We start from the raw sequence: 22,478 nt of genomic DNA on the forward strand, positions 1-22,478 counted from the left end.
GGGAACCGCCATGTCGAGATAGTCGCGGTGGCAGAAGACTTCGCTCTCGCCGGTCGAGGCGAGGATGATGAACTCATGGCTGAGCTTGCCGCCGATCGGCCCGGTGTCGGCGCGCATCGGGATCGCCTTCAGCCCCATCCGGGCGAAGGTCCGCAGGTAGGCGACGAACATGCGGTCGTAGGCGACCTTCGAAGACTCGTAGTCGAGATCGAAGGAATAGGCGTCCTTCATCAAGAACTCGCGCGAGCGCATCACGCCGAAGCGGGGTCGCACCTCGTCCCGGAACTTCCACTGGATGTGGTAGAGGTTCAGCGGCAGATCCTTGTAGGATCGGACGGTGGACCGGAAGATGTCGGTGATCATCTCCTCGTTCGTCGGCCCGAACAGGAGATCGCGTTCGTGGCGATCCTCGATCCGCAACATTTCCTTGCCGTAGTCGTCGTAACGGCCACTTTCGCGCCAGAGGTCGGCGCTCTGGATCGTCGGCATCATCATCTCGACCGCGCCGGAGCGGTTCTGCTCCTCACGCACGATCTGCGAGATCTTGTCGAGAACCCGCTTGCCGAGCGGCAGCCACGTGTAGATGCCGGATGCCTGCTGCCGGATCATCCCCGCGCGCAGCATCAGGCGATGCGACACGATCTCGGCCTCCTTCGGCGTCTCCTTGAGGATGGGCATGAAGTAGCGGGAGAGGCGCATGGAGACCTGTCGTGGCAAGGGATGAGAAACGGCACCGGCTCGAAGCCGACCCAGTGTCGGCTTCTTAACCGTTCGATGCTGCCATGAAAAGTGAAGGCGCCAAGGATCGCGTGGGAGCTTTCTCGCAGCCTCCGAAAGCCCCATGGGACGTCTGCATCTTTTGGCGGCGGTCCCGCCTAAATTTCTTCCAGCCTTGCGCGAATCTTGTCGACAAGAACTGCGATTTCATCCTAGGGTGGAAACATCAAAACAGCGTCAGAACGACGCAGAGTCAACTCGATCGAGTCAGGGAGGACGCGATCTTCGGCGCGCGCAAGCGCTGCCCCGGACATGATCCGGTGTTAAGATCCAGATCGGGTTATCTCAAATGCGAGGCTTCGGCCTCGCATTTTTTTTGCTTAAATTAAAAGCAAACCCTCAGGTGCCCGGCACGATATGCGGGAAGCTGTCGGGACCATAACCGAGAACTTCCGTGACAACATAGAACAGCGCGAAGACACCAGCGGCGGCCACCGTCGTGATCAGCGCGATCCGCCCAAAGGAGAACCGGCTCGGCGCCCCGTGCGCACTTCCGAGGACGATCTCGCCATCCTCGATCTGCGAGCGCATTCCAAACGGCAGGACGACGAAGAGCACCGTCCACCAGATCACGAAGTAGATGGCGATCGAGGTGATGAGCCCCATGATGTCTTCCCTTCGCTGGAGATGCCCGTTTGCGGCATCCACTTGATGGTCGCAGGGCAATCCGGCCGCATCGCGGCGGCCGGATTGCACCTCTCAGCCGCGGGTGACGAACACTGTCACGGCCGGCTTCTTGCCCCAGGCGTCGTTCGCCTCGCCCCGGACTGCCCGACGAACCGCCTCGCGCACGAGTTCGAGATCCTTGCGGCGGCCCTTCGGAATGCTCTCGACCGCGCCGGCAGCGGCGTCGATCAGCACCTCGGACATTTCCTCGCCCGTCTCGTCCTTGGCCGGAAGGCCCATGCAGACGACTTCGGGATCCACCTCGAGTTCGAGCTTGGCGGTCAGTTCGATGAGCACGGACACCTGACCCGCGAAGGATAGACGCCGACGCTCGTTGATGCCCATCTGCTCGGCGGTGCCGACGAGATAGCCGTCCTTGTAGAGACGGCCGAACGGCACCTCGTCGATGACCGTCGCCGCGCCCGGCGCAAGCCGCACCATCTGGCCATTACGCAACGAGACGACCTCGGGCACGCCCAGATCCCGAGCGAACTGGGCATGGGCCGAAAGATGCGCCGACTCGCCGTGCGCGGGCACCGCGATCTTCGGGCGGATCCACTCGTACATCTGCTTCATCTCGCTGCGCCGGGGATGGCCGGAGACGTGGACGAGCTTGTCCTGGTCCTCGATGATCCGGACGCCGCGCTCGATCAGCGCGTTCTTGATGTCGCCAATCGCCTTCTCGTTGCCCGGAATGGAGCGCGAGGAGAAGATGACCGTATCGTCCTTCGACAGCGCGACCGTCGGATGCTCGTCCCGCGATAGGCGAGCAAGAGCGGCACGCGGCTCGCCCTGGCTGCCGGTCAGCACGATCACCGCCTTGTCGCGCGGCAGATAGCCGAAGTCCTGCTCGCCCACGAACGGTTGAAGCCCGTCGAGATAGCCGAGCTCGCCCGCGACGTCCGCGACCCGCTTCATCGAGCGCCCCATCAGCAGGACCTGCCGCCCGGCATCGTCGGAGGCCTTCGCGATCGACCGGATTCGGCCGACATTGGAAGAGAACGTGGTGATCGCCACGCGTCCCTTGGCCGCCGCGATGATCTCCTGCAGCGACTGCGTGACCTGACGCTCGCTCGGCGAGACACCCTCGCGCATCGCGTTCGTCGAATCGCAGATCAGCGCGAGAACGCCGTCCTCGCCGATCTGGCGCAGACGCGCCTCGTCGGTCGGGTCGCCGAGAGCCGGCGTCGCGTCGATCTTCCAGTCGCCCGTGTGAACGACGGTGCCGAGCGGCGTGCGGATTGCCAGTGCCACCGGTTCCGGGATCGAGTGCGTGACGTTCACGGCCTCGATCGAGAACGGGCCGACCTGGAAGGTCTCGCCAGCCCGGAAGATCGTCACCGGAACCTTCGGCGCGCCGGGCTCGCCTTCGCGCTTTGCCTGCAGCAAGGCGGCGGTGAAGGGCGTCGCATAGACGGGTGCCTTCAGCCGCGGCCAGAGATCGAGCACCGCGCCGTAATGGTCCTCATGGGCATGCGTGATCACGATGCCCTTCAGCGCGCTCAGCCGGTTCTCGATGAAGGAGATATCGGGGAGCACGAGATCGACGCCCGGAAAATCCGGGCCTGCGAAGGACACGCCGCAATCCACCATGATCCATTCGCGGTTGTCGGATGGACCGTAGCCATAGAGGGCGAGATTCATTCCAATCTCGCCGAGGCCGCCGAGCGGCACGAACACCAAATCGTTCAAAACTTTACTGCTTTCCCATGATCGGCCAAGGCCGCGGCCTGCCGAAGTCTTCGTTCGAATGTCTGCGCGACGCTAAGGTCGCGACGGATGAGGAAAGGCGGCGCCATCGTCCTGCGCCGCACGCGGCAGCAGGAAGAGATCGCCCGCCGAATAGGTTTCGCGAACGCCGTCGTGACGCTCGAGAACGAGCCGTCCCTGCAGGTCAAGATCGGCAAACCGCCCTTCCGCGAAATGCCCGCCCGGAAGGTTGACGCGGCACGGGCCGCCCATTCCGGTGTTGAAGCGAATCCAGTCGCGTCGCACGGCAGCGAACCGCTGGCCGCGGTCCCACAGTCCGATGGCGGCTTCGACGCCCGCAGCGATCCCCTGAAAGATCGTTTCCAGCGAAGCCTCGACGCCCTCGCGTCGCAACCCGGTCACGGCATAGGGCGCGTCGTCCGGCCAATGCACAACGTTGACGCCGAGCCCGATGACCACCGCCTGGCGACCCGACCGCAAGGTTTCGCTTTCGATGAGGATGCCGACCGTCTTGGCACCGCCCACGAGAATGTCGTTGGGCCACTTGATCCGCACGCGGTCATCGTCGATGCCCGCCAGCCCCGCGATCCCGTTTCGCACGCCGACCGCGACCACCAGCGGCAGGTTGCCGAGATCGGCCAGCGGAGCAGGATCCAGGAGAAGGAGAGACATGTAGAGATTGCCGCGCTCCGACAACCAGGCGCGGCCCCTTCGGCCCCGCCCCGCGGACTGGCATTCCGCGGTGATCCAGAGCATGCCGGGGTCGTCAGCCCGCGCCGCCTCGAACGCCAGCGTGTTGGTCGAACCAACCTCGTCGAACGCGATCCGTCGTCTTTGCGCGGGGCTGCCTGCCTTCATTCGCCGTCAGAAGAACGTCTGGGCCGCCGCGGCGGCGGCCGCGAAGAGCGGTCCTGCCAGCACGATGTAGACCGGAAAGACCAGCATGGTCGCCGCGCCCATCACGAGCTTCAGCGGCAGGCCCACCGGTTCGAAGCCACCGACCGGCTCGTCGAACCACATCACCTTGACGATGCGCAGATAGTAGAAGAGGCCGATCGTCGAGGCGATCACGCCGATCACCGCCAGAGGCACGAGCCCGGCACCGACCGCAGCGACGAACACGTAGTACTTGCCCCAGAAACCAAGCAGCGGCGGCAGGCCCGCCAGCGAAAGCATCAACGTTGTCAGCGCAAGAGCCATGATCGGCTGCGTGCGCGAGAGTCCCGCGAGTTCGCTGACCTCCTCGACCATCCCGTCGCGACGGCGCATCGACAGGATGACCGCAAAGGTACCGAGCGTCATGGCGACATAGGTCGCCATGTAGATCAGCACGCCGCGAACGCCGGCTTCGTCGCCTGCTGCCAGACCGACGAGGACGTAGCCCATGTGCCCGATCGACGAATAGGCCATCAGGCGCTTGATGTTGCGCTGGCCGATGGCCGCAAAAGCGCCGAACAGCATCGACGCCAGCGACAGGAAGATGATGACCTGCTGCCAGTCGTGCGTCAGCGGGCCGAAGCCCTGGATCGTGAAGCGCGTCAGCAGCGCGACGGCCGCCACCTTGGGCGCACCGGCGAGGAGAGCGGTCACCGGCGTCGGAGCGCCCTCGTAGACGTCCGGCGTCCACATGTGGAACGGAACGGCCGAGATCTTGAAGGCGAGACCGACGAGCACGAAGACGAGGCCGATCAAGAGACCGATCGACCGCCCCTCGCCCGTCGCCACGGCGCGCGCGATCGCCTGAAACTCGATCTGGCCGGTGAAGCCGTAGACGAGCGACGCACCGTAGAGCAGCATGCCCGACGACAGCGCGCCGAGAACGAAGTACTTGAGGCCGGCTTCCGTCGACTTCACCTGATCGCGCGCGATCGCGGCGATCACGTAGATCGCCAGAGACTGAAGCTCGAGGCCCATATAGAGCGCGATGAGATCGCCCGCCGAGACCATCACCATCATGCCGATGGTGCAGAGGACGATCAGCACGGGGAACTCGAAACTGTCGAGCTTCTCGCGCTTCATGTAGGCGGTGGACATCAACAGCGCTGCCGCGGACGCGACCAAGACCAGCGTCTTCATGAACCGGGCGAACGGATCGAGAATGAACGATCCGCCGAAGGCCGATCCGCCCGGCGCGACAACGACGAGCCAGAACGCTGCGAACAGGATCAGCCCGACCGCCAATGAAACGACGAGGCCACCGCTACGCTCACCACGGAACGTTCCGATCATCAGAAGCATCATGGCGCCGACCGCCATGATCAACTCCGGTCCGACGATCGGCAGGCTCTGGGCTACGAACTGAGAGAACATCGGGTCGCCTTGCCTGTTCGATTAATGCGCCGACGCGACGCTGGACGCCGCCTCGATAGCCGCGGTGTAGCTGCCGAGCATGTGCTGCACCGAGGCCGTGGTCACGTTGAAGACCGGCATCGGATAGACGCCGAAGAAGACGGTGAGGACCGCGAGCGGATAGAGCAGAACCTTCTCGCGCGGCGTCAGGTCGAGGATCGCCTTCAGACTCTCTTTGTCCAGCGAGCCGAGCACGACGCGGCGATACAGCCAGAGCGCATAGGCGGCCGACAGGATAACACCCGTCGCGGCGAAGATCGCGACCCACGAATTGACCCGGAACACGCCCATCAGCGTCATGAACTCGCCGACGAAGCCGCTCGTGCCGGGCAATCCGACATTGCCCATGGTGAAGAGCAGCATCATCGCCGCGTAAGCGGGCATCCGGTTCACCAGACCGCCATACGCCGTGATCTCACGTGTGTGCATGCGGTCGTAGACGACGCCGACGCAGAGAAACAGCGCGCCGGAGATCAAGCCGTGGCTGAGCATCTGGAAGATGGCGCCCTGCACGCCCTGCTCGTTGGCCGCGAAGATGCCCATGGTCACGAAGCCCATATGCGCCACCGACGAGTAGGCGATCAACTTCTTGATGTCTTCCTGCATCAGCGCGACGAGCGACGTGTAGATGATCGCGACGACGGAAAGCGTGAAGACGAGCGGCGCGAAGTCGGCCGAGGCCAGCGGGAACATCGGCAGCGAAAAGCGCAGGAAGCCGTAGCCGCCGAGCTTCAGCAGGATGCCGGCGAGGATGACGGAACCTGCCGTCGGGGCCTCGACGTGCGCATCCGGAAGCCAGGTGTGAACCGGCCACATCGGCATCTTCACCGCAAACGAAGCGAAGAAGGCCAGCCATAGCCACGTCTGCATCTGTGCCGGGAACTGGTAGGCCAGAAGCTCGGGGATCGAGGTCGTACCCGCCGTCCAGTACATCGCCATGATGGCGACGAGCATCAGGACCGAACCGAGAAATGTGAACAGAAAGAACTTGTAGGACGCGTAGACGCGACGCTTGCCGCCCCAGACGCCGATGATGAGGAACATCGGGATCAGCGAGCCCTCGAAGAAGAGGTAGAAGAGAACAATGTCGAGCGCGCAAAACACGCCGACGACCAGCGTCTCCAGAACGAGAAACGCGATCATGTATTCCTTCACCCGGACCGTCACCGAATCCCGGCTGGCTAGGATGCAGATCGGCATGAGGAAGGTCGTCAGGATCACGAACAGCATCGAGATGCCGTCGACGCCCATCCGGTAGGAGATCCCGCCCGGAAGCCATGCGGCCTCCTCGACCATCTGGAAACCGGCGACGCCCTTGTCGAAGCCGATCCAGATGAAGAGCGACAGGAAGAAGGTGAAGACCGTGACGAGCAAAGCGACGTTGCGGATATTCCGCCGCGCCAGTTCGCTATCGTCCCGGGTGAAGAGGATGATGAGGACGCCGACCAGAGGCAGGAACGTGACGGTCGATAGGATCGGCCAGCCGGACATCAGATCATTCCCCAGAACATCATGAAGGTGACGAGCGCGGCGACGCCGATCAGCATGACGAAGGCGTAGTGGTAGAGATAACCGGTCTGCAGCTGGACCACGCGGTTCGTGACGTCGAGCACCCGCGCCGAGATCCCGTCCGGCCCGAGCCGATCGATGACCGCAACGTCACCCTTCTTCCACAGGAAGCGGCCGAGCCACTTGGCCGAACGCACGAACAGAAAGTCGTAGAGCTCGTCGAAGTACCACTTGTTGAGCAGGAACTGGTAGAGGCCGGGGTTGCGCGCCGCCATCTGCTTCGGCCGCTCGGGCGAGCGAATGTAGAAGACGTAAGCGAGGAAGAACCCGAGGGCCATCATGATGGTCGGCGACCATACGACCAGTCCTGGAACCTCGTGGGACTCGTGAAGGATATGGTTCTCGGGACCGGCAAAGAGCGCGCCGTTCCAGAACGCGTCGTACGAGCCGCCAAGGAAGAACGGGTAGAAGACGAGACCCGCCAGAAGCGCGCCGACGCCGAGCACGTAGAGCGGCACCAGCATGATCGGTGGCGACTCGTGGACATGATGCATAACCTCATGCGAAGCGCGCGGCTTGCCATGGAAGGTCAGGAACACGAGACGCCAGGAGTAGAAGCTGGTCAGCAACGCTGCGATCACCGTCATGATGTAACCGTACATCGCGAACGCGTTCTCACCGGCGAAGGCGCTTTCGATGATCGCGTCCTTCGAATAGTAGCCCGCGGTGAACGGGAAGCCCGTCAGCGCGAGCGTGCCAACGAGCATCATGGCGTAGGTCTTCGGGATATGCTTCCGCAGACCGCCCATGTTCCGCATGTCCTGCTCGCCGTCCACGGCATGGATGACCGAGCCGGCGCCGAGGAAAAGCAGCGCCTTGAAGAAGGCGTGCGTGAAGAGATGGAACACGGCCGCCCCATAAGCACCGACGCCGAGTGCCACGAACATGTAGCCAAGCTGAGAACACGTCGAATAGGCGATGACGCGCTTGATGTCGTTCTGCACCAGACCGATCGTCGCCGCGAAGAACGCAGTGGTCGCGCCGATGAAGGTGACGAAGGTCAGAGCCGAATGGCTGAGCTCGAAGACCGGCGACATGCGTGCGAGCATGAAGACGCCTGCCGTCACCATCGTCGCCGCGTGGATCAGCGCCGAAACCGGGGTCGGGCCTTCCATCGCGTCCGGTAGCCACGTGTGCAGGCCGATCTGCGCGGACTTGCCCATGGCGCCCATGAACAGAAGCAGGCAAATCGCGGTCATCGCGCCGCCAGCCGAAAGCGAGTAGCCCGCGAACTGCAGGAGCGGCGCAGCGTGTGCGGCACCCTCGCCCGCCGCTTCCGCATGCTCGCCGCCCATCGTCGCCAGCAGTTGGCCGGCGCCTGCGAAGATCGTGTCGAGGTTGACCGAACCGAAGACGACGAAGAGGCCGAAGATACCAAGCAGGAAGCCGAAGTCGCCGACGCGGTTGACGACGAAGGCCTTCATCGCCGCAGCGTTCGCCGACGGCTTCTTGTACCAGAAACCGATGAGGAGATAGGACGCGAGACCGACGCCTTCCCAGCCGAAAAACATCTGGACGAGGTTGTTCGCCGTCACCAGCGTCAACATCGCGAATGTGAAGAGCGACAGGTAGGCGAAGAAGCGCGGGCGGGAGTCGTCATGGTGCATGTACCCGATCGAGTACACGTGGACGAGCGCCGACACGGTGTTGACGACCACGAGCATCACAAGCGTCAGCCGGTCGATGCGCAGTGACCAGGACACGTCGAGATCACCCGCCTGCATCCAGTGCAGGACCGTGATCCGGAGCGTCTCGCCGTTGCCAAAGCCGAACGAGATGAAGCCGATCCAGGACAGCACCGCCGCGAGAATGAGCAGGCCGGACGTGACGTATTCAGAAGCCTTCGGCCCGATCGCGTTGCCAAAGAGCGCCGCAACCAGAAAGCCGATGAGCGGCAGAAGGACGATCAGAGTGTACATCGTCGCACTCAGCCTTTCATCGTATTGACGTCATCGACGGCGATGGAGCCGCGATTGCGGAAGAAGACCACGAGGATAGCGAGCCCAATCGCAGCTTCGGCGGCGGCCACGGTCAGAATGAACAGCGCGAAGACCTGGCCGGCGAGGTCGTTGAGAAAGGCCGAAAACGCCACGAGGTTCAGGTTCACCGCGAGGAGGATCAGCTCGATCGACATCAGGATCGTGATGATGTTCTTCCGGTTCATGAAGATGCCGAAGACCCCCGTAACGAACAGGATCGCGGCGACTGTGAGAAAATGTCCGAGGCCGACTGCCATGTGATGTTCCTTCGATGCGCCTCAGACGCCCTTGCCGGTCTCGACCTTGACGACCTCGATCGCCGTCTTCGGATCGCGGGCGACCTGCGTCGGGATGGACTGGCGCTTCAGACCCGGCTTGTGGCGCAGCGTCAGGACGATCGCGCCGACCATGGCGACGAAGAGGATGAGACCGGCCATCTGGAAGAAGAAGATGTAGCGGGTGTACAGCACCTGCCCCAGCGCCTGGATGTTCGACATCTGCTCAAGCGGAGGCGTCGGGAGCACGGTCGCAGCGGAGAGTTCGGGATTGTAGTAGTTGCCGCTCACCGCAATGATCAGCTGGGCCAGGAGAACCGCTGCAATGATCGCGCCGATCGGTGCGTATTCGAGCGCGCCATGCTTGATACGCCCAAAATCGAGATCGAGCATCATGACCACGAAGAGGAAGAGGATCGCCACGGCGCCGACATAGACGACGATGAGGATCAGAGCGAGGAACTCCGCGCCCGTCAGCAGGAACAGTCCGGCGGCGCTCACGAAGGTGAGGATCAGGAACAGCACGGAATGGACGGGGTTTCGCGACAGCACCACCATCATCGCGGCGGCGACGGTGATCAGCGCGAACACATAGAAGAAGAAGGCTTGCAGCCCCAACATGCCGGGCTCCCCTGATCAGATCGTCGTCTTGCAGGCCCGATGCGCTCGATGCGTCCGGTGCCGGCTTTGAGTCGCAACGTTTTGAGCCGTTCGCGATACACGAGCGGTTGGCGGCGGATTAGCGGTACGCGGCGTCCAGCGCAATGTTGCGCGCGATTTCTCGCTCCCAACGATCGCCGTTCGCGAGAAGCTTGTCCTTGTCATAGTAGAGTTCTTCGCGGGTTTCCGTTGAGAACTCGAAGTTCGGCCCCTCGACGATCGCGTCGACCGGGCAGGCCTCCTGGCAGAAACCGCAGTAGATGCACTTCACCATATCGATGTCGTAACGCACCGTGCGGCGCGTGCCGTCGTTGCGGCGCGGACCGGCTTCGATCGTGATCGCCTGTGCCGGGCAGATGGCCTCGCAGAGCTTGCAGGCGATGCAGCGCTCTTCGCCGTTCGGGTAACGGCGCAAGGCGTGTTCGCCGCGGAAACGAGGGCTCTGCGGACCCTTTTCGAACGGGTAGTTCACGGTCGCCTTCGGCGCGAAGAAGTAGCGCATCGACAGGCGAAACGCCTTGATAAACTCGATGAGGAAGAGCGAACGAATGGATTGCGAGATGGCGTTCATAAGCGATCAGCCTGCGATGTTCGAGGCGACGAGGGGGCCGACGAACCAGCCCGCTACAGGGAAGAAGATAAGTTGCATCAGTCGGACGATCTTGGCGATCGTGCGCGCCCCGCCGCGCCCGGCCGCATCGGCTGCCCGGCCAAGGACGACATAGTCCACGAGCCCGAGCACGAGCCCGGCGCCAAGGCCGATGAAAGACGCGAGGGTCGCGCTCACGCGTTGCCCCAACCGGTCAGTTGCAGAACGAAGGCGACGATGACGACCATGGCGAGCGAGATCGGAAGGAAGACCTTCCAGCCGAGCCGCATCAACTGGTCGTACCGGTAGCGAGGCACGAACGCCTTGACCATCGCGAACATGAAGAAGCAGAGCGCCACCTTCAGCAGGAACCAGATCACGCCGGGAACCCAGGTGAACGGAACGAAGCCGAACGGAGGAAGCCAGCCGCCGAGGAACAGGATGGTCATCAGCGAGCACATGAGGGTGATCGCGGCGTACTCGCCGAGCATGAACATCATGTACGGCGTCGAGCCATACTCGACCATGAAGCCAGCGACGAGTTCGGATTCCGCTTCCGGCAGATCGAAAGGCGGCCGGTTCGTCTCGGCAAGCGCCGAGATGAAGAAGATGACGAACATCGGGAAAAGCGACAGCCAGTGCCAGTCGAGGAAAGACGAAGGCAAACCCACCATCGTGCCAGGACCGTCGATTTGCGCCATAACGATATCCGTCAGGTTCAGGGAGCCGACGCAGAGCAGAACGGTCACAATGACGAAGCCGATCGAGACTTCGTATGACACCATCTGCGCCGCCGAGCGAAGCGCGCCAAGGAAGGCGTATTTCGAATTGGACGCCCAACCACCCATGATCACGCCGTAGACCTCGAGCGACGAGATCGCGAAGATGTAGAGGATGCCGATATTGATATCGGCAATCACCCAACCCTCGGCGACCGGCACCACGGCAAACGTCGCCAACGCCAGCGTCACCGCGACGAGCGGCGCCAGGAGGAAGACGATCTTGTCGGCCGAGGCCGGGACGGTCGGCTCCTTCAGAACGAACTTCAGGAGATCGGCGAAGGACTGGAACAGGCCGAACGGACCGACGACGTTGGGACCGCGGCGCATCTGTACGGCCGCCCAGATCTTGCGATCGGCCAGCAGGATGTAGGCGATCAGGATCAGCAGCACCACGAGGAAGAGCAGGCTCTGTCCGATGATGACGATGGCCGGCCAGATGTAGGACCAGAAGATATCCATGTGTTCCAGTCGCCCCTACTCGGCAGCTTCGAGGTGCTCGGTGCGCGCGAGCTTCGAGCACTCGGCCATCACCTTGGAGGCCCGTGCGATCGGATTGGTAAGATAGAAGTCGCCGAGCCCGGAGCGGAAAGCGTCGCCGGCGAGAGCGCCGGACCGATCGGCCAACGTCGTGATCGCGTTCGAATCAGCCTTCGTCAAGCCATCCTCGGCCAGCACCGGCACAGCAGCCACAAGTTCACGACGAAGGGCGGCCAGCGTGTCGAACGGAAGCGGCTTTCCAAGCACAGCCGAGAGCGCCCGGAAGATCGCCCAGTCCTCTCTGGCATCACCCGGCGGGAAGGATGCGCGAGACCCCGTCTGGACGCGGCCTTCCGTATTGACCCATGTTCCCGACTTCTCGGTATAGGCGGCGCTCGGCAGGATGACGTCGGCGCGATGGGCGCCCCGGTCGCCATGTGTTCCGATGTAGACGACGAACGCCCCGGGAGCGATCTCGATCTCGTCGGCGCCGAGGTTGAACAGGACATCGACAGCCCCGTTCGCCATCTCAGTGGCCGACGATCCGCCCTCCCCCGGCACGAAGCCGATATCGAGGCCTCCGACGCGCGAGGCGGCGGTGTGCAAGACGTTGAACCCGTTCCACGTGTTGGTCACCGCACCGATCTCGCGAGCCAGCGCTGCGACCGAGGAGAGGACGTCCGCGCCGTTGGCGCCGGCCAGCGGGCCTTGGCCGAGGATGATCATCGGGCGTTCCGCCGCCTTTAGCGCATCGAAGAAGGCGCCATTGGCCCCCTCGATATCGCCGAGGGTCTGCGGCCCGGCACCGAGATAGGTCACGGCGTAGCGCAGGTCCGCATTCTCGCCAATCACGCCCACCGGGAAATCACCGCGGCGCCAGCGCTTGCGAATTCTGGCGTTGAGGACAGGCGCTTCGAAGCGTGGGTTCGCGCCGATGATCAGCAGCGCGTCGGCGTCTTCGATGCCGGGGATGGACGTGTTGAAGACGTAGGACGCGCGACCGTCGGCCGGATCGATCTTGGAGCCGTCCTGCCGGCAATCGATATTGGCCGAACCCAACGAACCGACCAGACGCTTCAGCGCCCACATATCTTCGACGGCGGCGAGATCGCCGGCGATCGCGCCGACCTTGGTCGGCTCGGCAGCCGAGATACGCGCCTTGATCGCGTCGAACGCCTCAGGCCAACTCGCCGGCTGCAGGCGTCCGTCGCGGCGCACGTAGGGCCGATCGAGACGCTGTGTGCGCAGGCCGTCCCAGACGAAGCGCGTCTTGTCGGAGATCCATTCCTCGTTGATGAGGTCGTTGGTGCGCGGCAGGATGCGCATCACGTCACGGCCGCGCGTGTCGACACGAATCGACGAGCCGACGGCATCCATCACGTCGACCGTCTCGGTCTTCGTCAGCTCCCAAGGGCGCGCCTGGAACGCATAAGGACGCGAGGTCAGGGCGCCGACCGGGCAAAGGTCGATGACATTCCCCTGCAGCTCGGACGTCATCGCCTGCTCGAGATAAGTCGTGATCTCGGCATCCTCGCCGCGACCGACGAGACCCAACTCGGAAATGCCGGCAACCTCGGTGGTGAAGCGGACACAGCGCGTGCAGTGAATGCACCGCGTCATGATCGTCTTGACGAGCGGGCCGATATACTTGTCTTCGACCGCGCGCTTGTTTTCCTGATAGCGCGACGAGTCGACGCCGAAGGCCATTGCCTGGTCCTGCAGGTCGCACTCACCGCCCTGATCGCAGATCGGGCAATCCAGCGGGTGGTTGATCAGGAGGAATTCCATGACGCCCTCGCGGGCCTTCTTCACCATCGGCGTGTTGGTGAAGATCTCCGGCGCCTCGCCGTTCGGCCCCGGCCGCAGATCCTTGACACCCATGGCGCAGGATGCCGTCGGCTTGGGCGGTCCGCCCTTCACCTCGATCAGGCACATGCGGCAGTTGCCGGCGATCGACAGCCGCTCGTGGAAGCAGAAACGCGGGATCTCAACGCCAGCCTCTTCCGCCGCCTGGAGCAGCGTATAGTGGTCGGGAACCTCGATCTCGTTGCCGTCGACTTTGATCTTTGCCATGTGCTTCTTCTTCGTTCCGGACCCTGCCAGACGGACCGAGCGCTTTTAGGAGCGCTCGGAACTCTCGTGACCGACTACTCGGCAGCCTGGAGGACGGGACGCCGGTCGAGATCGGCGTTGCGGGAGAATTCGTCAATGCGCCGTTCGATCTCGGCGCGGAAGTGGCGGATGAGACCCTGGATCGGCCAAGCTGCCGCATCGCCAAGGGCGCAGATCGTGTGGCCCTCGACCTGCTTCGTCACGTCGAGCAGCATGTCGATCTCCCGCTTCTGCGCGTTGCCGACGACCATGCGCTCCATCACGCGCCACATCCAGCCGGTGCCCTCGCGGCATGGCGTGCACTGGCCGCAGCTCTCGTGCTTGTAGAAGTAAGCGAGTCGCGCGATGGCACGGACGATGTCGGTCGAACGATCCATGACGATCACGGCCGCCGTTCCGAAGGACGACTTGACCTCTCGCATGCCGTCGAAATCCATCGGCGCATCGAGGATCTGCTCCCCCGGGACCAGCGGGCAGGACGAACCGCCGGGGATCACCGCCAGAAGGTTCTCGTAGCCACCGCGCACGCCGCCGCAGTGGCGATCGATCAGCTCGCGGAACGGGATGCCCATCGATTCCTCGACCGTGCAGGGCCGGTTCACGTGGCCCGAGATCGAGAACAGTTTGGTGCCGGTGTTGTTGGGACGACCGATGCCGGCGAACCACGCGCCACCCCGGCGCAGGATCGTTGGCGCCACGGCGATCGACTCGACGTTGTTGACCGTCGTCGGGCAGCCGTAGAGCCCCATGTTCGCCGGGAATGGCGGCTTGAGGCGCGGCTGGCCCTTCTTTCCCTCGAGGCTTTCGAGAAGTGCGGTCTCCTCGCCGCAGATATAGGCTCCCGCGCCGTGATGGACGTAGATGTCCATATCCCAGCCGCACTTGTTGCCCTGACCGAGCAGTCCCGCGTCGTAGCACTCGTCGATCGCCAGCTGAAGCGCCTCGCGCTCGCGGATGTATTCGCCGCGTACGTAGATGTAGGCGACGTGCGCGTTCATCGCGCAGCCGGCGATCACGCAGCCCTCGACCAGAGTGAACGGGTCGTTGCGCATGATCTCCCGGTCTTTGCAAGTCCCGGGTTCGGATTCGTCGGCATTGACGACGAGATAGTGCGGACGCTCGCCGATCTCTTTCGGCATGAACGACCACTTCAGACCGGTCGGGAAGCCGGCGCCACCGCGTCCGCGCAAGCCCGAGGCCTTCATCTCGTTGATGATCCAGTCGCGGCCCTTTTCGATGAGACCTGCCGTCCCGTCGAAATGGCCGCGCTTCATGGCGCCCTTCAGGCTCTTGTCCCGAAGGCCGTAGATGTTGGTGAAGATGCGGTCCTGGTCCTGCAGCATGTAACCTCTCCGCCTCAATCCACCTTGTCGGCGTCGCCCTTCGGGCGATCCGTCGCGGCATCGGTTCCCGTCGTGTCCGACGTGTTCGAGCGCTGGCCTTCAAGCGTATCGCTCGCGCCGCTCGTCTTGTTCGAAAGGTCCGCACCGGCAGGCGACGGGCGCTTCTCGTCACCGACGAATTTGGTGTCGTCGACGACGGCCTTGTCGGCCGCCTCGCCCTTGGTTTTTAGTGGGCCGTCCGAGCGAGGTTCGCCATCCGTCGAACCGGAGGCCGCGCCGAACTCGGCCTTGTCCCGCTCGGCCGATCCCGTCGGACCCTGCTGGGTGCCGCCGGTCTGTCCGGAACCGGGCCGATCGGCACCGGCTGCAGGATCGAAGCTGGCAGCCTTGTCCGCCGCCTCGCGCGATTGGGATGCTGGCGCCTTGCCGGGTGCCTCGATCGAAGCATCGGTCTCGGGTGCCGCCGTGTTCACGCGACCTGCCTGAGACGGAGACGCCGCACCCGAAGCGGGGGCCGAACCGGCAGCAGACGTCGTCGGCGCATCCTGGTCGATATCGTCGTCATCGTCGAACGTGTTCAACGTCGTCAAACCGCCGATCGGAACCGAGAGATGGCGGTCGACCTGCGGCCCCTTGCGGACGCCGGCCCCCTCGCCCCGATCGAACGCCTCGATGATCTCGGCAAGACGCTCGCCCGTCAGATCCTCGTAAGTGTCCTTGAAGATCATGACCATCGGCGCGTTGACGCAGGCGCCGAGGCACTCGACCTCTTCCCACGACAGCGTCCCGCTCTCGTTCAGATGGAAAGGCTCGGGATGGATGTGCTTGCGGCAGGTGGCTTTCAGCTCATCCGAACCCCGCAGCATGCAGGGCGTCGTGCCGCATATCTGCACGTGAGCGCGCGTGCCCACCGGCTTCAGATGGAACTGGGTATAGAACGTCGCGACCTCGAGGACCCGGATCATCGGCATGCGCAGCTTGTCCGCGACATACTCGATGGCAGCCTTGGTCACCCAACCGTCCTGCTCCTGCGCCCGCATGAGAAGCGGAATCACGGCGGACTGCTGCCGGCCTTCGGGATATTTGCGGATCACGTCTTCGGCCCAGCCCGCGTTCTCTGTCGAGAAGGCGAAGCCCTTCGGCTGAACGGTATCTTCCGCAAGACGTCTGACGGACATCGGACCTCGATTTCAGAACGGTTCCAGCATGCTCATGCTGCGGCGCGTTCTAACATAGACTGCACAAAACGCCAGCGATCCGCACGATGCCGATCACGTCGATGAGAGCGGTTTCGCACCGTTCCCGTATTCCTTCCGCCGCCCCGCCTCAGCGGGCCGGCAGCCTACCGATCGACTTCGCCGAACACGATATCGCAGGATCCAAGGATCGCGGACACGTCGGCCAGCATGTGGTTGCGGCAGAGGAAGTCCATGGCCTGCAAATGGGCGAACCCTGGCGCCTTGATCTTGCAGCGGTAAGGCTTGTTTGTCCCGTCCGCCACGAGGTAGACGCCAAATTCGCCCTTCGGTGCCTCGACCGCGGCATAGACCTCGCCCGCCGGAACGTGGAAGCCTTCGGTGTAGAGCTTGAAGTGATGGATCAGGGCTTCCATCGAACGCTTCATCTGCCCGCGCTTGGGCGGCACGACCTTACCCTCGGTCGATGACACGGGACCGACGCGTTCGCGGCCTGACAAACGCTCGATGCACTGCTTCATGATGTGGGTGGACTGCCGCATCTCCTCCATGCGGATGAGATAGCGATCGTAGCAGTCGCCGTTCTTGCCGATGGGAATGTCGAATTCCATCTGGTCGTAGCACTCATAGGGCTGCGACTTGCGCAGGTCCCATGCGGCGCCGGAACCGCGCACCATCACACCGGAGAAACCGAGCGCCCAGGCGTCGTCGAGATCGACCACGCCGATATCGACGTTGCGCTGCTTGAAGATGCGGTTCTCGGTCAGCAGCTCGTCGATGTCGGCAAGCGCCTTCAGGAACGGGTCGCACCAGGCACCGATATCGTCGACGAGCTGCTGCGTCAGATCCTGGTGGACGCCCCCCGGACGGAAATAGGCGGCATGTAGACGAGCGCCGCTGGCGCGCTCGTAGAACACCATCAGCTTCTCGCGCTCCTCGAAGCCCCAAAGCGGCGGGGTCAGCGCGCCGACGTCCATCGCCTGCGTCGTGACGTTGAGGAGATGCGAAAGAATGCGACCGATCTCGCAGTAGAGAACGCGGATCAGCTGCCCGCGGATCGGCACATCGACATCCGCCAGCCGCTCGATCGCCAGACAGAAGGCGTGCTCCTGGTTCATCGGCGCGACGTAGTCCAGTCGGTCGAAATACGGAATCGCCTGCAGATAGGTTTTCTGCTCGATCAGCTTTTCGGTGCCGCGATGCAGGAGACCGATATGCGGATCCACGCGCTCGACGTTCTCGCCGTCGAGTTCCAGCACAAGACGGAGAACGCCGTGAGCGGCCGGATGCTGCGGTCCGAAATTGATGTTGAAGTTGCGGACGTCGATCTCGGCCACGGTCAGGCCCCTTGTTCGTTGGCGAATTGCGCCATGACTTCGGCGCCGGTCAGCTTACGGGTATGATTGGCGAAGGCGTAGGTGTCGGGCTTGTCGTCGACGAAGATCTCCTCCGCGAAGACGAACTCTTCCGGATCGTCGAACGCCTGCATCGAAACGGCTGCGGCCGAGCCGTCCTGCATGCGCCATGCGATGCTCGAGCCGCAAGCCTTGCAGAAGAGCCGCTCGCCATAATCGGACGACCGAAACACTGAAAGGCCGCCGGACAGGGTGAAGGACAACGAGCTTCCACACGGCACCGCCATGAATGTACCGCCGCTCCAGCGCCGGCACATCGAGCAATGGCAGACATCCATCTCGAACTTCGACGGCGCCGCTTCGAAGCGAACCGCGCCGCAGAGACAGCCACCAGCGCGCAGGGGTCCCTCACCCATGGCCGCCTCAGCTCGCCTTGGCCTTTTCGTCGCCGGGCAGCACGTAGTCCGTACCTTCCCATGGCGACAGGAAGTCGAAATTGCGGAACTCCTGGCGAAGTTCGACGGGCTCGTAGACGACCTGTTTCAGCTGCTCGTCGTAGTGAACCTCGACGAACCCCGTCAACGGGAAGTCCTTGCGCAGCGGGTGCCCTTCGAAACCGTAGTCGGTGAGGATCCGGCGCAGATCGGGATGCCCTGTGAAGAGAATTCCATATAGATCATAAGCTTCGCGCTCGAACCAGTCGGCACCCGAGAACACGCCTGTCATCGACGGAACCGGCGCATCTTCGCTGGTGCGCACCTTAATGCGGATCCGATGGTTCAGCCGGGGCGACATGAGGTGGTAGACCACGTCGAAGCGATCGACGCGACCTGGATAGTCGACGCCGCAGATATCGACGAACGACTTGAACTGGCAGTGCGGATCATCGCGCAGGAAGATCATGACCTCGACGATGTCGGCTGCAGAAACCACGATGGTCAGCTCGCCGAACGCGATCTCGCGGCCTGCGATCTTGCCACCCAGCGTTTCACCGAGAAACTCGGAAAGCTCGTCCATCAGATCCTCAGCGCTCGATCGTACCGGTGCGGCGGATCTTCTTCTGGAGAAGAAGAACGCCATACAGAAGGGCTTCCGCCGTGGGCGGGCAACCGGGAACGTAGATATCGACGGGAACGACGCGATCGCAGCCGCGCACGACCGAATACGAATAGTGGTAGTAGCCGCCACCGTTCGCACACGATCCCATCGAGATCACGTAGCGCGGTTCCGGCATCTGGTCGTAGACCTTACGCAGCGCCGGTGCCATCTTGTTCGTCAGCGTGCCCGCGACGATCATCACATCCGACTGACGCGGCGAAGCACGAGGTGCGAAGCCGAAGCGCTCCCCATCGTAGCGCGGCATCGACATCTGCATCATTTCCACGGCGCAGCAGGCCAGACCGAAGGTCATCCACATGAGAGAGCCGGTGCGGGCCCACTGGATCAGGTCTTCCGTCGAGGTGACGATGAAGCCCTTGTCGGCCAGCTCATCGTTGACGTCGGTCACGAAGGGATCGGCCGCCGGAGCGACCTGCAGGTCCGAACGCGATGCGAACGGCGCGGATCCGGGGGTCAATCCCATTCGAGAGCACCTTTCTTCCATTCATAGATGAAGCCGACGGTCAGCACGCCGAGAAATACCATCATCGACCAGAGACCGGCCCATCCGAGTTCACCGAACGAGGCCGCCCAGGGGAAGAGAAATGCCACTTCCAGATCGAAAATGATGAAGAGAATCGACACGAGATAGAAGCGTACGTCGAACTTCATGCGGGAGTCGTCGAACGCGTCGAAGCCGCATTCGTAAGCCGAAAGCTTCTCGTCGTCCGGCGCCTTGAAGGCGAGGAGAAACGGAGAAACCAGAAGCGCCAGGCCGATGAACAGGGCGACGCCGAAGAAGATGATGATCGGAAGGTAGGATCCCAGAAGCTCGTTCAAAAGCCGACGTCCCCGTGTCGGATCGGACCCGTGGTCGAGGATTTCCTCGCCGTTTCGGATCGTCAACCAGTCGATTCCAAAGTGAGATAAGAGGATCGTCGACCGCAACAATGCGTCCAACAGCCACGCCCGATCTCCCGCATTGCGGCGAGGATTAGACCCTTCCTAAGTTGGACGCAAGGCGACACCGGCGACCGGAGACTGCGATCTTTTCGCGCTCATGAACCAAACTCGCTGACGAAAACGAGCTATGGAAACTATGCTTATTCGTCTCGCTAAGTTCTGGAGGTCTCAGATGAATGGCGCGAGTGACGGGGCTCGAACCCGCGACCTCCGGCGTGACAGGCCGGCACTCTAACCAGCTGAGCTACACCCGCGTACCATCACTTCCACCGGAAGCGCATTACCTCCCCTTTCGGGGGCCTTGATGTCACATTTCTTGCAACGGACCCGAAGGTCCCGAAGAAGAAATGGCGCGAGTGACGGGGCTCGAACCCGCGACCTCCGGCGTGACAGGCCGGCACTCTAACCAACTGAGCTACACCCGCGCTTGTTGCCGCCGACGTGTCCGTCAGCGGCATGAGTGGTCGTTTAGAAGCTGGTCATCGGAGTGTCAACCGGCATTTCGGACCTCGCCTTAAAACGCTCGGGATCAACGCCATAGCCGGATGTCTGAGGGGCGCGAACTTTCATCGAGCCCGAATCGCCTCATGTCGAAGCAGCGCCGTGGCCATCGGCGGCGACTTGCGTTCCCCCTCGTCATCCCCTAATGGCTTGCCGCGTCGGGCGATTAGCTCAGTTGGTAGAGCGCCTCGTTTACACCGAGGATGTCGGCAGTTCGAGCCTGTCATCGCCCACCATGCCATCCACCAGGCTGGGGCCAGCTTATCTCGGTGTAAGTCGTTCGCGGCCGCGGCCAGCGATGGGCATCCCTTCCGGCAAAGCCCGGGCCGGCGCACCTCGTAGGGCTTTCCACTTCGATTGATGGATCTGCGTTCAACGAGCATGGGCCACGTTGGAATCGCCATGCGGATTGGCGACGAGCCAGACTTGCGCGTGATCAGAGTGCTGATGGGAGGGCCTGATGCGCGCGCTTCGGCGATGATGGCCGGATGCTCACGGAACTCGCTGATATGCACCGGCGACTCGCGCAAAACCGCTCACGAAGGCCAGCGTCGAATATCTCGTCGTCGTTCGGAATACCAGTTTTCGCGATCAGCTCGCGTGAACCGGACCTACATGTCCTTCGATCCGAAAAACGACCGCGTCTCGCCGATGATCTCGTCCGACAGCTCCGCGTCATCGGTCGCGCGTGAGAGGATGAGCGCCCCGACCATCGCCGACCAGGAGGCGATCGCGGCCTGACGACGGGCCTTTTCGTCGAGGTTGGGGAACGCAGTGCTCATCCGGTCGATCTGGGATCGAAGCCCCTGCGTCATGGCCGCCCGAGCCGCGGGGGTCTGATGACGGAGATCGGCGGCGAGACCGGCGGTCGGGCAGCCGCCGGCCGGATTGTCGCGATGCTTGCGAGATAGATAGGCGTCCAGAAACGCGTCGAGCCCACTGTCGCTAACGCTTTCGGCGCCCAGCACGTGCGCCATCGTCTGCGCGATCAGGTCGTCCTTCGACCGAAAGTGCCCATAGAAACCGCCATGCGTCAGGCCAGCAGCTTTCATCACCTCGGCGACGCCGACGGAATCAAAGCCTTTCTGGCGAAACAGGCGTCCAGCCGCGTCCAAGATGCCGTTGCGGTTCTGTGCCATCTGCTCCCGGCTGACCTTCATCACGGCCTCCTCGCATTTCCCGTTGACAGTTACATGATGACGGTCATATTTACGGCCATACATGATGATCGTCATGATTATAGCGACGTCTCGAAGGAAAGCCACCCCATGGCGACTCAACCGGCCGTTCTGATCACAGGTGCCTCAAGCGGCATCGGCATGACCTATGCGGATCGCTTCGCGCGCCGCGGCCACGACCTCGTCCTGGTCGCGCGTGACGGCTTCAGGTTGGAGATTCTGGCCCAACACCTGCGCCAAGAGACCGGCGTCACGATCGACGTCATCCCGGCGGATCTGATGAAGTCCGGCGAGCGGGCCTTGGTGGAAACCCGTCTGCGCGACGATCCTCGCATCGGGATTCTCGTCAACAATGCCGGCGCGGCCATGGCCGGCGGATACGAGACGCAGGATGCCGACGCGGTGGAGCGTCTCATGGCGCTCAACACGACCGCCCTCGCTCGCCTCGCCAGCGCCGTCGCCCCGCGCTTCGTGAAGGCCGGCGAAGGCGCCATCGTCAATATCGGTTCCGTCGTCAGCCTGATGCCGGAATTCGGCCAGACCGTTTACGGCGCCACCAAAGCCTTCGTGCTCTTCTTCTCGCAGGGCCTCGCTTTCGAACTCGGGCCGAAGGGCATCTACGTGCAGGCCGTGCTGCCCGCGGGAACGCGTACAGAGATCTGGGAACGCGCGGGCGCCGACCCCGCAGCGCTGCCACCGCTGATGGAGGTCGGCGACCTCGTGGACGCCGCCCTCGTCGGTTTCGACCGTCGCGAGGCCGTGACGATCCCGCCCCTTCACGACGCCGCACAGTGGGATGCCTTTGACGCCGCGCGGCGGGCGATGCTGCCGGGCTTCGGCGCGGTCCTGCCGGCCGAGCGCTACCGGTCCTGAGCGGCCTTCGCAGCGGTCGCGACCGT

22 protein-coding genes and 3 tRNA genes are annotated in these 22,478 nt (G+C 63.2%); 2 read left to right on the forward strand and 23 right to left on the reverse strand.

Features of this window, described 5'->3' with window-relative positions:
• The 22 genes from proS to AUL33_RS01670 all read right to left on the reverse strand — a co-directional run.
• The coding region (gene proS / locus AUL33_RS01565; protein WP_156419228.1) for a proline--tRNA ligase at positions 1–699 on the reverse strand (699 nt) is incomplete at its 3' end.
• Between the two features lie 417 nt (positions 700–1,116).
• Entirely contained in the window at positions 1,117–1,383 is a 267-nt protein-coding gene (locus AUL33_RS01570; RefSeq protein WP_062202978.1) for a DUF1467 family protein, read from the reverse strand.
• A 93-nt stretch (positions 1,384–1,476) separates the two neighbouring features.
• Entirely contained in the window at positions 1,477–3,087 is a 1,611-nt protein-coding gene (locus AUL33_RS01575; protein WP_062203366.1) for a ribonuclease J, read from the reverse strand.
• A gap of 120 nt (positions 3,088–3,207) precedes the next feature.
• The gene (locus AUL33_RS01580) at positions 3,208–4,011 is read right to left on the reverse strand and encodes a biotin--[acetyl-CoA-carboxylase] ligase (protein WP_062202980.1); all 804 of its coding nucleotides are present in this window, start codon (positions 4,009–4,011) and stop codon (positions 3,208–3,210) included.
• 6 nt (positions 4,012–4,017) lie between these two features.
• Positions 4,018–5,463 (reverse strand): NADH-quinone oxidoreductase subunit NuoN, encoded by a 1,446-nt coding sequence (nuoN, locus tag AUL33_RS01585; RefSeq protein ID WP_062202983.1) that lies wholly within the window; start codon positions 5,461–5,463, stop codon positions 4,018–4,020.
• A gap of 21 nt (positions 5,464–5,484) precedes the next feature.
• A complete protein-coding gene (locus tag AUL33_RS01590; protein ID WP_062202985.1) occupies positions 5,485–6,993 on the reverse strand; it encodes an NADH-quinone oxidoreductase subunit M in 1,509 nt (502 codons plus the stop codon).
• On the reverse strand, positions 6,993–8,990 hold the full coding sequence (gene nuoL, locus AUL33_RS01595; protein WP_062202987.1) for an NADH-quinone oxidoreductase subunit L: 1,998 nt from the start codon (positions 8,988–8,990) through the stop codon (positions 6,993–6,995). Before nuoL ends, AUL33_RS01590 begins: the two co-directional genes overlap by 1 nt.
• Positions 8,991–8,998: 8 nt before the next feature.
• Entirely contained in the window at positions 8,999–9,307 is a 309-nt protein-coding gene (gene nuoK / locus AUL33_RS01600) for an NADH-quinone oxidoreductase subunit NuoK (protein ID WP_062202989.1), read from the reverse strand.
• Between the two features lie 21 nt (positions 9,308–9,328).
• On the reverse strand, positions 9,329–9,946 hold the full coding sequence (locus AUL33_RS01605) for an NADH-quinone oxidoreductase subunit J (RefSeq protein WP_156419229.1): 618 nt from the start codon (positions 9,944–9,946) through the stop codon (positions 9,329–9,331).
• 118 nt (positions 9,947–10,064) lie between these two features.
• Positions 10,065–10,556: an NADH-quinone oxidoreductase subunit NuoI gene (gene nuoI / locus AUL33_RS01610; RefSeq protein WP_062202991.1), complete on the reverse strand. Its 492-nt coding sequence runs from the start codon at positions 10,554–10,556 to the stop codon at positions 10,065–10,067.
• Between the two features lie 6 nt (positions 10,557–10,562).
• Positions 10,563–10,772 carry a hypothetical protein gene (locus AUL33_RS01615; RefSeq protein WP_062202993.1) on the reverse strand — a complete coding sequence of 70 codons (210 nt, stop codon included), beginning with the start codon at positions 10,770–10,772 and terminating at the stop codon, positions 10,563–10,565.
• A complete protein-coding gene (nuoH, locus tag AUL33_RS01620) occupies positions 10,769–11,815 on the reverse strand; it encodes an NADH-quinone oxidoreductase subunit NuoH (RefSeq protein WP_062202996.1) in 1,047 nt (348 codons plus the stop codon). Before nuoH ends, AUL33_RS01615 begins: the two co-directional genes overlap by 4 nt.
• A gap of 15 nt (positions 11,816–11,830) precedes the next feature.
• Positions 11,831–13,906 carry an NADH-quinone oxidoreductase subunit NuoG gene (nuoG, locus tag AUL33_RS01625; RefSeq protein ID WP_062202998.1) on the reverse strand — a complete coding sequence of 692 codons (2,076 nt, stop codon included), beginning with the start codon at positions 13,904–13,906 and terminating at the stop codon, positions 11,831–11,833.
• A 74-nt stretch (positions 13,907–13,980) separates the two neighbouring features.
• Positions 13,981–15,288: an NADH-quinone oxidoreductase subunit NuoF gene (gene nuoF / locus AUL33_RS01630; protein ID WP_062202999.1), complete on the reverse strand. Its 1,308-nt coding sequence runs from the start codon at positions 15,286–15,288 to the stop codon at positions 13,981–13,983.
• Between the two features lie 14 nt (positions 15,289–15,302).
• Positions 15,303–16,466 carry an NADH-quinone oxidoreductase subunit NuoE gene (gene nuoE, locus AUL33_RS01635; protein ID WP_062203001.1) on the reverse strand — a complete coding sequence of 388 codons (1,164 nt, stop codon included), beginning with the start codon at positions 16,464–16,466 and terminating at the stop codon, positions 15,303–15,305.
• A gap of 164 nt (positions 16,467–16,630) precedes the next feature.
• Positions 16,631–17,821 carry an NADH-quinone oxidoreductase subunit D gene (locus tag AUL33_RS01640; RefSeq protein WP_062203003.1) on the reverse strand — a complete coding sequence of 397 codons (1,191 nt, stop codon included), beginning with the start codon at positions 17,819–17,821 and terminating at the stop codon, positions 16,631–16,633.
• 2 nt (positions 17,822–17,823) lie between these two features.
• Positions 17,824–18,255: a GFA family protein gene (locus AUL33_RS01645; protein ID WP_062203005.1), complete on the reverse strand. Its 432-nt coding sequence runs from the start codon at positions 18,253–18,255 to the stop codon at positions 17,824–17,826.
• A 7-nt stretch (positions 18,256–18,262) separates the two neighbouring features.
• Positions 18,263–18,856, reverse strand: coding sequence for an NADH-quinone oxidoreductase subunit C (locus AUL33_RS01650; RefSeq protein ID WP_062203007.1), 594 nt, complete (start codon positions 18,854–18,856; stop codon positions 18,263–18,265).
• A gap of 7 nt (positions 18,857–18,863) precedes the next feature.
• The gene (locus AUL33_RS01655) at positions 18,864–19,421 is read right to left on the reverse strand and encodes an NADH-quinone oxidoreductase subunit B family protein (RefSeq protein ID WP_062203009.1); all 558 of its coding nucleotides are present in this window, start codon (positions 19,419–19,421) and stop codon (positions 18,864–18,866) included.
• Positions 19,412–19,777, reverse strand: a complete 366-nt coding sequence (locus tag AUL33_RS01660) for an NADH-quinone oxidoreductase subunit A (protein WP_062203370.1) — start codon at positions 19,775–19,777, stop codon at positions 19,412–19,414. Before AUL33_RS01660 ends, AUL33_RS01655 begins: the two co-directional genes overlap by 10 nt.
• 300 nt (positions 19,778–20,077) lie before the next feature.
• Positions 20,078–20,154, reverse strand: a tRNA-Asp gene (locus tag AUL33_RS01665).
• 94 nt (positions 20,155–20,248) lie between these two features.
• Positions 20,249–20,325: transfer RNA gene (locus tag AUL33_RS01670), tRNA-Asp, on the reverse strand.
• Between the two features lie 236 nt (positions 20,326–20,561).
• Here AUL33_RS01670 and AUL33_RS01675 point away from each other — a divergent pair.
• A tRNA-Val gene (locus tag AUL33_RS01675) sits at positions 20,562–20,637 on the forward strand.
• A 375-nt stretch (positions 20,638–21,012) separates the two neighbouring features.
• Here the strand turns inward: AUL33_RS01675 and AUL33_RS01680 are convergent.
• Complete coding sequence (locus AUL33_RS01680; protein ID WP_062203011.1) at positions 21,013–21,561, reverse strand: TetR/AcrR family transcriptional regulator; 549 nt, start codon at positions 21,559–21,561, stop codon at positions 21,013–21,015.
• A gap of 108 nt (positions 21,562–21,669) precedes the next feature.
• On the opposite strand from AUL33_RS01680, the gene AUL33_RS01685 reads away from it, so the two are divergent.
• On the forward strand, positions 21,670–22,452 hold the full coding sequence (locus AUL33_RS01685; RefSeq protein WP_062203013.1) for an SDR family oxidoreductase: 783 nt from the start codon (positions 21,670–21,672) through the stop codon (positions 22,450–22,452).
• Positions 22,453–22,478 lie beyond the last annotated feature (26 nt).

Source organism: Aureimonas sp. AU12 (assembly GCF_001463705.1).
In the GTDB taxonomy this organism is placed as follows: domain Bacteria; phylum Pseudomonadota; class Alphaproteobacteria; order Rhizobiales; family Rhizobiaceae; genus Aureimonas.

What these genes read in the sequence shown, in the direction of transcription:
- AUL33_RS01655 (WP_062203009.1), bottom strand. Translation starts at nt 19,421, where the DNA reads ATGGGATTGACCCCCGGATCCGCGCCGTTCGCATCGCGTTCGGACCTG.
- nuoE (WP_062203001.1), bottom strand. Translation starts at nt 16,466, where the DNA reads ATGTCCGTCAGACGTCTTGCGGAAGATACCGTTCAGCCGAAGGGCTTC.
- AUL33_RS01605 (WP_156419229.1), bottom strand. Translation starts at nt 9,946, where the DNA reads ATGTTGGGGCTGCAAGCCTTCTTCTTCTATGTGTTCGCGCTGATCACC.
- nuoL (WP_062202987.1), bottom strand. Translation starts at nt 8,990, where the DNA reads ATGTACACTCTGATCGTCCTTCTGCCGCTCATCGGCTTTCTGGTTGCG.
- AUL33_RS01680 (WP_062203011.1), bottom strand. Translation starts at nt 21,561, where the DNA reads ATGAAGGTCAGCCGGGAGCAGATGGCACAGAACCGCAACGGCATCTTG.
- nuoK (WP_062202989.1), bottom strand. Translation starts at nt 9,307, where the DNA reads ATGGCAGTCGGCCTCGGACATTTTCTCACAGTCGCCGCGATCCTGTTC.
- nuoH (WP_062202996.1), bottom strand. Translation starts at nt 11,815, where the DNA reads ATGGATATCTTCTGGTCCTACATCTGGCCGGCCATCGTCATCATCGGA.
- AUL33_RS01645 (WP_062203005.1), bottom strand. Translation starts at nt 18,255, where the DNA reads ATGGGTGAGGGACCCCTGCGCGCTGGTGGCTGTCTCTGCGGCGCGGTT.
- AUL33_RS01580 (WP_062202980.1), bottom strand. Translation starts at nt 4,011, where the DNA reads ATGAAGGCAGGCAGCCCCGCGCAAAGACGACGGATCGCGTTCGACGAG.
- AUL33_RS01590 (WP_062202985.1), bottom strand. Translation starts at nt 6,993, where the DNA reads ATGTCCGGCTGGCCGATCCTATCGACCGTCACGTTCCTGCCTCTGGTC.
- nuoG (WP_062202998.1), bottom strand. Translation starts at nt 13,906, where the DNA reads ATGGCAAAGATCAAAGTCGACGGCAACGAGATCGAGGTTCCCGACCAC.
- nuoN (WP_062202983.1), bottom strand. Translation starts at nt 5,463, where the DNA reads ATGTTCTCTCAGTTCGTAGCCCAGAGCCTGCCGATCGTCGGACCGGAG.
- nuoI (WP_062202991.1), bottom strand. Translation starts at nt 10,556, where the DNA reads ATGAACGCCATCTCGCAATCCATTCGTTCGCTCTTCCTCATCGAGTTT.
- AUL33_RS01685 (WP_062203013.1), top strand. Translation starts at nt 21,670, where the DNA reads ATGGCGACTCAACCGGCCGTTCTGATCACAGGTGCCTCAAGCGGCATC.
- AUL33_RS01575 (WP_062203366.1), bottom strand. Translation starts at nt 3,087, where the DNA reads ATGAATCTCGCCCTCTATGGCTACGGTCCATCCGACAACCGCGAATGG.
- nuoF (WP_062202999.1), bottom strand. Translation starts at nt 15,288, where the DNA reads ATGCTGCAGGACCAGGACCGCATCTTCACCAACATCTACGGCCTTCGG.
- AUL33_RS01650 (WP_062203007.1), bottom strand. Translation starts at nt 18,856, where the DNA reads ATGGACGAGCTTTCCGAGTTTCTCGGTGAAACGCTGGGTGGCAAGATC.
- AUL33_RS01570 (WP_062202978.1), bottom strand. Translation starts at nt 1,383, where the DNA reads ATGGGGCTCATCACCTCGATCGCCATCTACTTCGTGATCTGGTGGACG.